The 11,833-nt window shown below is 47.6% G+C and carries 17 protein-coding genes; 8 read left to right on the plus strand and 9 right to left on the minus strand.

Annotated elements, in window-relative coordinates:
- Window positions 1-133: 133 nt before the first annotated feature.
- On the plus strand, window positions 134-1,624 hold the full coding sequence (locus QUB20_RS26580; RefSeq protein WP_333291775.1) for a DUF4231 domain-containing protein: 1,491 nt from the start codon (window positions 134-136) through the stop codon (window positions 1,622-1,624).
- A gap of 460 nt (window positions 1,625-2,084) precedes the next feature.
- Entirely contained in the window at window positions 2,085-3,794 is a 1,710-nt protein-coding gene (locus QUB20_RS26585; protein ID WP_333250882.1) for a DUF4231 domain-containing protein, read from the plus strand.
- 146 nt (window positions 3,795-3,940) lie between these two features.
- Here QUB20_RS26585 and QUB20_RS26590 read toward each other — a convergent pair whose 3' ends face one another.
- From QUB20_RS26590 to ndhC, 8 genes are all read right to left on the minus strand, one after another.
- A complete protein-coding gene (locus tag QUB20_RS26590) occupies window positions 3,941-4,189 on the minus strand; it encodes a DUF4926 domain-containing protein (RefSeq protein WP_333250885.1) in 249 nt (82 codons plus the stop codon).
- Between the two features lie 261 nt (window positions 4,190-4,450).
- Window positions 4,451-5,914 (minus strand): class I SAM-dependent methyltransferase, encoded by a 1,464-nt coding sequence (locus QUB20_RS26595; protein ID WP_333250887.1) that lies wholly within the window; start codon window positions 5,912-5,914, stop codon window positions 4,451-4,453.
- A gap of 55 nt (window positions 5,915-5,969) precedes the next feature.
- Window positions 5,970-6,218 (minus strand): DUF4926 domain-containing protein, encoded by a 249-nt coding sequence (locus QUB20_RS26600; RefSeq protein WP_333250890.1) that lies wholly within the window; start codon window positions 6,216-6,218, stop codon window positions 5,970-5,972.
- Between the two features lie 18 nt (window positions 6,219-6,236).
- A complete protein-coding gene (locus QUB20_RS26605; protein ID WP_242716301.1) occupies window positions 6,237-6,569 on the minus strand; it encodes a DUF6883 domain-containing protein in 333 nt (110 codons plus the stop codon).
- A 105-nt stretch (window positions 6,570-6,674) separates the two neighbouring features.
- Window positions 6,675-7,445, minus strand: coding sequence for a hypothetical protein (locus tag QUB20_RS26610; RefSeq protein WP_333250894.1), 771 nt, complete (start codon window positions 7,443-7,445; stop codon window positions 6,675-6,677).
- A gap of 144 nt (window positions 7,446-7,589) precedes the next feature.
- Entirely contained in the window at window positions 7,590-8,093 is a 504-nt protein-coding gene (locus QUB20_RS26615; RefSeq protein WP_333084555.1) for an NAD(P)H-quinone oxidoreductase subunit J, read from the minus strand.
- Window positions 8,086-8,811: a photosynthetic/respiratory NAD(P)H-quinone oxidoreductase subunit K gene (ndhK, locus tag QUB20_RS26620; protein WP_333052111.1), complete on the minus strand. Its 726-nt coding sequence runs from the start codon at window positions 8,809-8,811 to the stop codon at window positions 8,086-8,088. Before ndhK ends, QUB20_RS26615 begins: the two co-directional genes overlap by 8 nt.
- Window positions 8,802-9,164 (minus strand): photosynthetic/respiratory NAD(P)H-quinone oxidoreductase subunit C, encoded by a 363-nt coding sequence (ndhC, locus tag QUB20_RS26625; protein WP_006635500.1) that lies wholly within the window; start codon window positions 9,162-9,164, stop codon window positions 8,802-8,804. The genes ndhK and ndhC overlap by 10 nt, the downstream gene beginning before the upstream one ends.
- Before the next feature lie 365 nt (window positions 9,165-9,529).
- Between ndhC and QUB20_RS26630 the strand changes: the two genes are divergently transcribed.
- The 6 genes from QUB20_RS26630 to QUB20_RS26655 all read left to right on the plus strand — a co-directional run bounded on the left by QUB20_RS26630 (window position 9,530) and on the right by QUB20_RS26655 (window position 11,652).
- Window positions 9,530-9,865, plus strand: a complete 336-nt coding sequence (locus QUB20_RS26630; RefSeq protein ID WP_333206831.1) for a rubredoxin — start codon at window positions 9,530-9,532, stop codon at window positions 9,863-9,865.
- Window positions 9,852-10,865, plus strand: coding sequence for a photosynthesis system II assembly factor Ycf48 (locus QUB20_RS26635; protein ID WP_333250898.1), 1,014 nt, complete (start codon window positions 9,852-9,854; stop codon window positions 10,863-10,865). Before QUB20_RS26630 ends, QUB20_RS26635 begins: the two co-directional genes overlap by 14 nt.
- 56 nt (window positions 10,866-10,921) lie before the next feature.
- On the plus strand, window positions 10,922-11,170 hold the full coding sequence (psbE, locus tag QUB20_RS26640; RefSeq protein WP_006635503.1) for a cytochrome b559 subunit alpha: 249 nt from the start codon (window positions 10,922-10,924) through the stop codon (window positions 11,168-11,170).
- A 20-nt stretch (window positions 11,171-11,190) separates the two neighbouring features.
- A complete protein-coding gene (gene psbF, locus QUB20_RS26645; protein WP_006635504.1) occupies window positions 11,191-11,328 on the plus strand; it encodes a cytochrome b559 subunit beta in 138 nt (45 codons plus the stop codon).
- 9 nt (window positions 11,329-11,337) lie between these two features.
- Complete coding sequence (locus tag QUB20_RS26650) at window positions 11,338-11,460, plus strand: photosystem II reaction center protein L (protein ID WP_015176850.1); 123 nt, start codon at window positions 11,338-11,340, stop codon at window positions 11,458-11,460.
- Between the two features lie 69 nt (window positions 11,461-11,529).
- Window positions 11,530-11,652 carry a photosystem II reaction center protein J gene (locus QUB20_RS26655; RefSeq protein ID WP_333109398.1) on the plus strand — a complete coding sequence of 41 codons (123 nt, stop codon included), beginning with the start codon at window positions 11,530-11,532 and terminating at the stop codon, window positions 11,650-11,652.
- On the opposite strand, the gene QUB20_RS26660 is transcribed toward QUB20_RS26655, so the two are convergent.
- The coding region (locus QUB20_RS26660) for a hypothetical protein (protein WP_333291777.1) at window positions 11,625-11,833 on the minus strand (209 nt) is incomplete at its 5' end. The genes QUB20_RS26655 and QUB20_RS26660 overlap by 28 nt on opposite strands.

An 11,833-nucleotide genomic window follows, 5' to 3' on the forward strand; every position in this document is an offset into this window, starting at 1 on the left:
AATCAGTTGGCGTGTCATCACTGATGCCCTCTAAACACTATCTTTATTCTATGCAACTTCATATAAAATTGGTATAAAGGGGGTGAACAACTCAGATTTCGCAGCCACGATGCGGATCTAAACAATATAGTGCATGCAAACAGAAGTCCACATGGCGAAAAAGACCTCGTATTACGACTACCTGCGCCAAGAAATGACCGATATGGTCGAGCAACTGGAGCTAACCGATCTTTGCAAACAGTCGCTCAAAAGTCGCTGGCTCGATCAATTGGTTTGGGCGGATAAGAAAGCCGAACAATGCCGTCGCTGGCACTATCGCTTGCGCCTGACGACGATCGTCGGTGGTGTACTGTTGCCGGCCCTAGTTGCAATTAACTTTCAACTGGGCACTCCACAGGACAAAGATAAGGGATACTTTCGCATTTGGTTTTCTTACGTCCCGTTTGTCTTGAGCCAAATTATCGCAGTCAGTGCGGCAACGGAAGAATTTTTGCGATTTGGCGATCGCTGGCGCGACTACCGACAACTAGCCGAAGACCTCAAATCAGAAGGCTGGCAATACCTGCAATTGAGCGGCCCCTATCGCTACAAAACCCACGAAGAAGACGATAGTCTGCCTCCCCTGTCGCCCAGTCTGATGTCCGAAGTCAGCGTCGAAGACTCGAAAGCCCTCAAACCCCGGACCCAGAACAACCAACCTACAACCCACCAAGATGTCTATACCCTGTTTGCAGGTCGGGTCGAAAGCTTGATTAAGAATGACGTACAAAACTATATCACGGCGTTGCAGCAAAAACAGGCTAAGGAGCAAGAGCAAATCAAGCAAATCCTGAAAACCGTCGAGAAGGTTTCCACCGATAAAACCTTGTTTGCAAAGCCCACTCCTGGGCCTCAACAGCCGCCTTCCGGGGCTGCCAACCCGCCTCACAATGGCTTTGGAGCAATGGGAATCCCAGCGCAACCTGCGGCGTTCAACGCTCCAGGGCAACCCTCGATCGCACCAGTCCCCCCTCAGAATACCCCGATGCCGCAAACCGCGTTCGCCCAACCTCCCGCAGTTTTTGCACCTCCACCCGCACCGAGTGCGCCAATGCCTCAGCCGACTGTGGCCCAGCCGGAGGTCGCGTTTGCGCCTCCACCGGCACCGACGCAAATGGCTTTTGCCCAGCCGGCTGCCGCGTTTGCAGCAGCCCCCTCTGCCAGCGCTGCGGTGCAGCAAACCGCGATCGCCGACCTGAATGCTCGCATCCTCGCCTCCACCCTCAAACTGCAGGGAATGTCTACGGCCGACGGCCCTGATGGCGGCAACAACGCCTCCGCCTGGACGGTCAACAAAGTCATACAGGATGCAGGCCTGATACCCCTTGGCGGCAATCCCAATTACGTTTCCCCAGTCTTGGACGCGCTCAAACAAGGGCGAGCACAACTGGTGTCGAGAGAATCGGCGAAAGCGGGCGATTTGGTGGTTGCGGATGGAGAAGCACACATTGGGATTGGACTGACCGATGGTTGCAGTCGAGTCCTCTCCAACTCATCCTCTAAAGCTTGCTTTGTGTGGGAAAGCGATACGGATTTTGACGGCTACTACGGTGGACAGAGTACCATTTACCGCCTGAAAACTTAAAAGTTGAAAGTTGAAACTAGGGGCGCACGGCCGTGCGCCCCTAGGTTGAGAGTTAATCATGCTGACTCGATTGAGTATCCGAAATCCGGGACTGAATGCTGTTAATCAACCTCAGATGTACCGATACTTTTTTGCTAACATTTGCTAACAAATACATAAGTTGAGATCATATCTCAACAAAGGCGTATCAACCGATGCCCGTAGAATTTTCTACAAGCACTTATATTCTTGCCTTCAGCTTGGTTATCGCTTACAGCTATTAGCCAATCTGATTATTTGCTTTGATAATGTAGAGGCAACTTATTTATATAGCGGTTGCGTACTACCAAGGTTTTTTACCTACATCTGAGTGGCTAAATTCATTCTATATGACATAAAGACAAGAAGGCAAATGTAAGTGATTGTTAGCAAATGTCAGAAAAAGTCTTACTGTTAATCAACCCTCTAACAGGACATCCCGATGGCTAAGAAAAAGACCTACGAACAATACCTGCGCGAAGAGTTGGGAAGCTTAGTCGAACAGTTGAAACTCCCCAACCTCTACAAACAGTCGCTCAAACAACGCTGGATCGATCAGGTAGTGTGGGCGGATAAAAAAGCGGATCAGTGCCGCCGGATGCACTACCGATTGCGTCTGACGACGATTATTAGCGGGGTGCTGCTGCCTGCTCTGGTGGGGATTAATATGCAACTGTCTAACGAGAATAAATACTTTCGCGATTGGTTTCGTTACGTCCCCTTTTTCTTAAGTCAGGTGATTGCCGTCACTGCGGCGCTAGATGAGTTTCATCGCTATGGCGATCGCTGGCGAGATTATCGCAAAATGGCAGAAGACCTCAAGGCAGAAGGCTGGCAGTACGTGCAATTGAGTGGTCCCTACGACAACCTGGGCGACCATATCGACGGCTATGCGAACTTTGCGGGCCGGGTCGAAAGTATCATCAAGAACGACGTACAAAACTACATCGCGACGTTGCAGCCGCAAGCCAAAGAAAACGAGCAAATCCAGCAAATTATTAATACAGCCAACACTGTCGCCACCGATAAAACCCTGTTCGATCGACCCGAACCCGTCGGCCCCCCCCAACAGCAACAGCAACAGCTTTGGGGGACTCCGGCCCCCGCCTTTCCTGTCCCAGGGGCTGCGGGCATTCTCCAAGTTCGCCAGAATACCGAATTCAAGCTCAGTCCCCAACATTCATCATTGTGGCCCGATAATTTTAAGATTTGGGTCTGTGGCGGCAACAGCTTTGGCTTGATGTCCTATGCTCAAGCTGAGAACAATCACCTGCAAGTGGCGATCGATCGCGGACTCGGCCCTGAAAACCGCCACGTCTGGTTTGTCAGCGCACCCGATGTCGCGATCGTCGGCAATATCGGGTCTAGTGCCGCCAATCTCATGGCGACCCCTGCAGCGCCAGCACCGATGATGGGTGCAACGGCCTCCGCCCCAAGTCCGATGATGGCGACCCCTGCTGCTCCAGCACCGATGATGGGTGCAACGGCCTCCGCCCCAAGTCCGATGATGAGCGCTCCTCCCCCCGCGCCCACTGCTCCCCCGGCTCCCCCCGCCCCGGCTCCCTCTGCCCCGGCGGCAAGCAACGGCGCAATTCAACTCCCCGTTCCCTTTTTCTCCCAACGAGACAATATGGAGCAACCCTACGGAACTTGCAATACCTCCAGTTGTGCGATGGTGGCTAAGTTCCTGGGTGCAAACATTTCCGGGGATGAGGACTACTTCCAGTACGTGATTAAGTATGGCGAGACGATCGACCATAGCGCCCAAACTCAGGCGCTGGAAGAACTGAGAATTCAATCGACCTGGAATACTAATCTCGATTTTGACGATCTGGATAAATCGCTAGCCAGTGGACTGCCTGCTGTCCTTGCTATTCTGCATCACGGGCCGCCGTCGGCGCCTACAGGCGGGCATATGATTGTGGCGATCGGTCGCAACGCAGACGGCGATTACATTATCAACGATCCGTTCGGCAACTTGTTGGACGGCTACGTTTCTGAAGATGGCGGCGGATTGACCTATTCTCGCCAGGAATTGACCTGTCGCTGGACGGCAGATGGTCCGAAAACCGGCTGGGGACGGCTGTTTTACGGCAATAACCCACCGGGTACATCCGCCCAAAACGCACCCGATCAAACTGCACCTGCTTAAACGGAAACAGAGGTTGAGAAAATTATTGTCGCTGAAAGTGCGATCGAAATAGATGAAGCCAGAAAACTAGCCGATTGCTTCCTGGTTGATATTAGTTTTTTTCTCTAACTCCAATTTGTTATAAAGTCCGCAAGTAGTTGTGCCGCTTATGCTGTAACCATTTCGGGTTTGATATCAGGTGATGCTGGCTCAAAATACAACACCATGATTTGCTCTGGATGCAACCCGACAGATTCATAAGTGCGTCCGTTGCGATCGCTAAATTCCACCTCAAACGCTGCACCATCAGCCAACAGTTCAACCACAGTCCCTACTTGTCCGCGCCACAGATTGTATTCAGGAATGTCAACGGTTAAGGCAACGACATCTAGTAATTTAATTGTATTCTTTGCCACTCTTATTACCTCCAGACAGTACAGAGGATAGCAGGTTGTTAATCAGCGCTATCATAGGGCTTACGCCAGTCTCTAATCTGTAGGGTGCGGATATGTGAGATTTTCAATGGAACTTGCAGATTGTAGATGGCGACGCACCTTACCCTATTAGAAACCGAATCAGGAATTTGGAAGGAGATCACGATTTTTTACGTATTCTCTCAAAAATAGCAGCCTAAATTATCCCAGAAAAAGTCAATATTTAGCTGTATCCATCTGCGTTTATCTGCGTGCATCAGCGGTTACAAATTCCAACTCTGCCAGCCTTGCTAGATTCAGACAATTTAAAATGCTGGATTTAATCGGGCGCTTTTCATCCCAAAATACAAGTGCTGAATAAAAGTTAATTGCTGTCGGTGAATTCAAAAGCTCAAAAGTTTGACGTGCAACTCTCTCGCTGTCAAAGCTGAGAAAGTAAACAGTATCATCGAAGATTGCAGGTTTATTAGCGATTTCACCGATTAACCTAAAATCCAATTTTTTATAAAGCCCGCAAATCGCAATTTTCCAAGGTTGGAAGCTATAATCGCCTACTCCAAAAATCGAAAAGCGAGGGTTATTTTGGTAAATTTTGCTTTTGCGATTATCTAGATATTGCCCGCACTTCTCTAGATAACATCCGGTTTTAGGAGCTATAGTTTTGATATTTGCGGTTGATTCACCAATGAATTTTTGAGTAACTAGGATATATCGATCCGTAGCATTAATGCGATTTTGAGCAACATCAGATCCTTTAAGTAGCGGAAATAGATAAGTTTCCTCAAGCTCGACAGTTGCCCCAAATCCATTGACAAACAAATTATCAATTTTCCGAAACTCCATCACATTCGAGCAGTCATGTTTGACGCCCGATCGCCATTTTGCCCCTGAATTCACCGCATATAAATTACCCAATTTACTAAAAGCATCTATATCCTTAACCAGAACCTTGTTGTGATATCCTATTCGGTGACAGTCTGAACTTTCTAAACTGCTAAATACATCGCAGAAGTAGTTTTGTGAACTTAAGTCAAACTTGCAGAATAACAGACAAGCATCAACATTTGCATCAAAATATTTTTTAGCATCTATTTTGTAAGTTGCACAGCTAGCGAGATTAAGTTTTTTTGAATGAATGTAACTCAATAACTTTCTCGCCACGGAAGTCTTGCAAAGCATTGCCAGAGTGGCGTCACGATTTTGCAACCATTGTATCGCATGGATCAGCATCCATTCTGAGATATCGAAGTTACTTTTACCTGTTAGTGCATCTAAGCCAGTGTGCTTTTGAAAATTACTTTTTTTCGGCAAGTTTTCACTGCCAATAGTGCCTTGTTGTGAGTTTGTTACCCAAGGAAAGTTGCCAAGTACCAGCACCCTATGATTAAATTGGTTGATTAATGATGTCCAGTCAAAATCAAAAAAATCTCCGTGCTTAACCTCACATCTTTCATACTGTAATAATTCATGCTTAGCTTTTAATTCTATTAAATAACTTTGATTAATTTCAACCCCGATAATCTTGCTGGCGGATGGAAACGAATTTGCAGCAGCTTTAATGAAATTACCTATCCCGCAAGTTGGCTCAATGATGACTTTGGGGTTAACATCAAGTTCTATCAATTTCCGACACACCATCTCGGCTAATTCCACCGGTGTCTGAAAATCCCCATATTCTAGTTTTGTTTGGCGATCGTTGGAACTCATCGGTTAGACTTATAAACTGCGATTTTTTTATAAAGCCCGTAAGTTTTTGTGCCCCTCATGCTGTAACCATTTCGGGTTTGATATCAGGTGATGCTGGCTCAAAATACAACACCATGATTTGCTCTGGATACAGCCCAACAGATTCATAAGTGCGTCCGTTGCGATCGCTAAATTCAACTTCAAACGCTGCACCATCAGCCAACAGTTCAACCACAGTCCCTACTTGTCCGCGCCACAGATTGTATTCAGGAATGTCAACTGTCAAGGCAACGACATCTAGTAATTTAATTGTATTTTTTGCCACTCTTATTACCTCCAGACATTACAGAGGATAGCAGGTTGTTAATCTCGGAATCTCGGAATCATGCTCAATAATCCAGCCACTCCGAAGGGTTGCACTTCTATTTTGCCATTCAATCGTGAAATCTAGGGTGTAGCGTTGCCCGAACCCATCCCGCCTCCCTAACTGAGCTTCGTGAGTTTGAATAACTTCAACCAAAATTTGGCGCAATTCCTCAGCATTGTCAGGCGTCATCCCAAGAATTGACGAAAAAAGTCGCGCTTTGTGTTTACCATCGTCGTGTTCTGGATTGAGGCAGTAGTCACGAAGTTTACGAATATCAATAACTGCATTCTCTGCATTTGGAATGAGCATAGAAAAGCTGATACGAATAAGCAGCCCTCAGTTTATCTTGAAATCGGCGATCGCTTTAACGGCCAAGCTCACCGGATGCAGATAATCTTTCGGACTCAACGTCATCTACCTTGAAGATTTAATCTTTTCAAGAACCTGCAACATTCTCTTTGCACAGGCAACTGCCTGCTCTTGGGTTTGGCACTCTGAGGCTCGGATTCGCTCAATATGGACTCCCTCATAGGCAAGCATAGTTGTCCTCTCATGTGCTTCTGCTGGTGTTTCGTTGTGTACAGTATCACCATCTACTTCTACAACCAGTAAAACACCGTTTTTAACAATGACAAAATCTGGTTCAATTCTTTTGTATTTTTCACCACCTCTAATGAAAACGGGTAATGGAGCAAAGGGTACCCCAAGTAATTTAAGAGCTTTGTAAAAAAGCACTTCGTTCTCAGAACGAAAGAAAAGCCCGTCTACTGTTCTCGAAGGTATATTATCAGACCTAACACGACCTTGATTATTGACACCTTTACCTGTGACCCAATTGTTTGCTTTTTGGCGCCACCCCTCACCTGCGCTCAGAATTGGACTAATACTCAAAGAAGCTAAATAATCATCTGGGTATGGTTTGAGAAGTATTCTTGCCTTCTCCAGAATTAGATTTTCACATCCTTCAATATCGTCAGAATTTTGCGAGTAAAGGCAATCAGGAACTTGAAGATAGAGGTGGTAAGTGTTTTGGCCGTATTGTTCCTCACACAAGTTGAGACTATACTCTGCATTTGCTAGGAGAGCCACCTCACGCACGGAACCTTCTGACGCAAATAGCTTTGCGCTTGTCGCCAAGAGAGCTTCGATATCATCAATGAGTCTGCGACTTGGGTTTGAGGTCATGCGGAGGTATTAGAATTTTTAGACTAAGAATATCACAAAACATCGCCCTACAGCAATAGACTAAAAAAACCGAGGGCGGGTTTAGCATAAAACTTGACCCCAAAAGTCCAATTTTATGCTCAAACCCGCCCTCGCAAAACTCCCTTAATAAGCGTCTTGCAATTCGTAGAAATCAGGGGAAATGTAATCTTTCCGCAGCGGCCAGCCTACCCAATCTTCGTTCATCAAAATCCGTTTCAGATTCGGATGTCCTTCGTAGACAATGCCGTACATATCGTAGGATTCACGCTCTTGAAAGTCGGCTGCTTTCCAAATCCAGTAGACTGATGGCACTCTGGGATCTTCGCGGGGAATGAATACTTTGACGCGGACTTCTTCGGGATGGGAAGCATTATCTGTCAGCTTAGCCAAGTGGTAGACGCTGACTAAATCTTCTCCCGGCCCTTGGTCGTAGGCGCACTGGCACTGCATATAATTAAACCCGTAGGCATACAGTGCTGTTGACATCGGAATTAAGAAGTCTCGATCGACCTTTAATATCTCCACGCCCAAATTATCGGCCGCTAAAGCTTCGTGTTCAAAGCCATTCTGAGTCAACCACTGGGAAACCTTCCCGGCTTCAACAATTGAGGTTTCTGTCTCAGCCACGGTTTACCTCCTGTTTTTGTCCTGCAAGCAAAGCCGGTGGTACTGGCATTCCCATTGCTTCGGTCAATTCTTTCGGCGGCGCCATCCGGCCAGGAACTGACAAATATTTGCCATCCAAGATGTCGTCTACTACTTTCATCTTGTGGGGTCTGGTGTAGTAGCGGTGGGTGGGGAGCAAGTTGCCGCGTTCTTGCATCGAATCGTTGGCGATTTTTTTCCGCAGTTTAATAATTGCGTCAATAATCGCTTCTGGGCGGGGGGGACAGCCTGGGATGTACACGTCTACGGGAATCAGTTTGTCAACGCCTCTGACTGCTGTGGGGGAGTCTACGCTGAACATTCCGCCGGTGATGGTGCAGGCGCCCATCGCGATGACGTATTTGGGTTCCGGCATTTGTTCGTACAGCCGCACCAAGATGGGGGCGTACTTCATGGTAATTGTGCCGGCCGTGATTAGCAAGTCGGCTTGTCGCGGACTCGATCGCGGTACTAAGCCGAATCTGTCGAAGTCGAAGCGCGATCCGATCAAAGCTGCAAATTCGATGAAGCAGCAAGCGGTACCGTAAAGCAGGGGCCACAGGCTCGAAAGTCTCGCCCAATTGTAGAGGTCATCAACCGTAGTTAGGATGACGTTCTCTGATAATTCGGATGTGACTTCAGGGCGAATAGCGGGGTTGACAATTAGAGGTTTTTGTGATTTGTCAGAACTTAAGACCATTCCAAGGCTCCTTTGCGCCATGCATAGACAAGAGCAATAACGAGGATCGTGATAAAAAACAAGGCTTCGATGAAAGCCAACAGTCCTAGCTGGTTGAAAGCAACCGCCCAAGGATAGAGGAAGACGGTCTCTACGTCGAAGATGACGAAGACCAGGGCGAACATATAATATCTGATGTTGAACTGAATCCAGGCTCCGCCGATCGGCTCGACGCCGGATTCGTAGGTAGTGCGTCGGTCGTAGGGACGACTTTTGGGCCGCAGAACCTTAGACGCCGTGAGGGCGAGGATAGGGACTAGGCTGGAAATTAACAGGAAGCCTAAGAAATACTCGTAGCCGCTGAGTGCAAACACGATGAATAATTACTGCCTAGGTGAAAGGGTTTGTAACTCGATCTTTACATTATATAGATTTTGGGTAACTGAAATTACGAGTTGGTTGAGATTAATCATCCATCTTCTGCAATAATTTTTAATGTATATTTTAATATTGTAACTGCCTGTGGAAGACGGGCGGCTGCCTGTGGACGCTAAGTAAGACCATCCTCGACTTAAGTGTCGAACACCCAAGTGGTGTCCCTAACGTGGCATCGGCGGTTGAGACGGGAAACCTCGAAGACGAATAAGACCGTCCTCATATGAGTTTTAGTTGGAAGCCCCAACTCGAACGAAGTTTAGTTGAGGTACTTCACGATTAGCTGACCCATAATTTTGGATTTATGAGCGATCGAGCCACGGAGACTAATACCCTCGATCGGCACGAGTGCCGAGCCTGCGGCTACGTCTACAATCCTAAAAAGGGCGATCCTAAAAATGCAATTGCCCCTGGCACTGCTTTTACAGATGTGACCCCGACTTGGGTGTGTCCCGTTTGCGGGGCGCGTAAGTCGATGTTTCAAAATCTCGGTCAGATGGAAGGGGTATCGGGATTTAAGGCAAATCAGCGCTACGGTGTCGGTGTCAACGGCATGACCGAAGGTCAGAAAAGTTTGCTGATTTTTGGCGGCTTGGTCGTTGGTTTCTTGTTTTTACTTAGTATGTATGGTTTGCAGTAAGACGATTGTGAGATTTTGGCAACGAATTGTAATGTTATTGGCGGCTGCGCTCATCTGTACGAGTTGCAGCACCATCGGTGCTGTGAGTTACAACCCCTGGCAAGTGATTTCCTTGCCGACGGAAGCTAATTTGCAGGATATTGCCTTTACGGGCAATCCTCAGCACGGCTGGGTTGTTGGTTCTGAGGCGACTCTGCTCGAAACGATGGACGGCGGCACTAGCTGGAAGTCTGTAGGACTGGATATCGACGATCCGAGGTCGCGTTTTGCGTCGGTGAGTTTTTCCGGTTCCGAAGGCTGGATTGTCGGCCAGCCTTCTGTTTTGCTCCACACGAACGATGAAGGCAAGTCTTGGACGCGGATTGCTTTGAGCTCTCAGTTGCCGGGTTCTCCGAGTACGATCGCAGCTTTGGGCCCGAATTCCGCCGAGATGACGACCGATGTCGGGGCGATTTACCGGACTTCGGACGGCGGCAAAAATTGGAAAGCTGTCGTGCAGGATTCTTTTGGGGTAGTTCGCAATATCAACCGTTCTGAAGACGGGCAGTATGTTGCGGTTTCCTCGAAAGGAAATTTCTACTCGGTGTGGAAGCCCGGACAAGAAGCTTGGGAACCTCACAACCGCAATAGTTCTCGCCGCCTGCAAAATATGGGCTTTACCAAGGATGGGCGTTTGTGGATGCTCGCCCGCGGCGGTCAGATTCAGTTTAGTGACCCGTCCAATCCTGAAGGTTGGGGAAAACCGTTTTTTCCCGATCGCAAGGCGAGTTGGGGTTTGCTGGACATGGCTTACCGGACTGATAATGAAGTTTGGGTAGCCGGCGGCGGCGGCAATTTGCTGTGCAGTTTGGACGGCGGGAAAACTTGGCTAAAAGACCGCGAAGTTGAAGATGTTCCGGCTAATTTTTACAGGATTGTCTTTATGGGCCCCGATCGCGGATTTGTGATCGGCGCGAGCGGTACTCTACTTAAATATCAAGGTTCAGCGCAAGCTGCTTGATAGTAGAATAGTAAGAGAGATTGTCTGTCAATTTGTTGTTGAAAGGAGGATTCTAAATGGCTGGTACAACTGGAGAACGTCCGTTTGGGGACATTATTACAAGTATCCGTTATTGGGTAATTCACAGCATCACCATTCCGGCTTTGTTTATTGCTGGATGGCTGTTTGTGCAAACGGGTTTGGCTTACGATGCTTTCGGAACTCCTCGCCCTAACCAATATTTCACACCGCAGCGGGAAGAAGTGCCGATTATCTCGGATCGCTTTGAAGCTAAGAAACAAGTAGATCAGTTCATTGCCAAGTAATTTAACAAGGATTTGGAAAAATGACGAGTAGAACCCCCAATAATGAGCCAATTTCGTATCCGATTTTTACGGTGCGCTGGTTGGCAGTTCATACTTTAGGTGTCCCAACAATTTTCTTTTTGGGCGCGATCGCAGCAATGCAATTTATTCAACGATAGGAGTTTACAATGCCTGAGCGCGTTCCTAATCCCAACGAGCAGCCTGTTGAGTTAAACCGGACTTCTTTGTATTTGGGTTTGTTACTGATTTTTGTTTTGGGTATTTTGTTCTCCAGTTATTTCTTTAATTAACTGGTGTCTGAGTTGGCTTTCGATAGTTCCATCGAATTTGTTGAGCTGTAAATTAGTGAGGTGATGGCTATGTTTAGTGAAAGTGGCAGAATTCCTTTGTGGCTGGTAGCTACTGTTGCAGGCCTCGGTGTTCTCACCATTGTGAGTCTTTTCTTCTACGGTGCTTATGCCGGTTTGGGTTCTTCGATGTAAGTAGAATCAAGCTGATTTTCGGCTGTTAACCCCCCTTTTTCAAGGGGGGTTTTAATTATGCGAATTGTGTTGGTAAATCTGGTATAGCCTTTCTCAGGAATGAAAATTAAATAACTTCCACAAGTTTGTGGGATGGGCGTCCCGCCCCTCCAAAAAGGACGGGCGGGACGCCCATCCCACA

It is taken from the genome of Microcoleus sp. B4-C2, assembly GCF_036705265.1.
In the GTDB taxonomy this organism is placed as follows: Bacteria; Cyanobacteriota; Cyanobacteriia; order Cyanobacteriales; family Microcoleaceae; genus Microcoleus.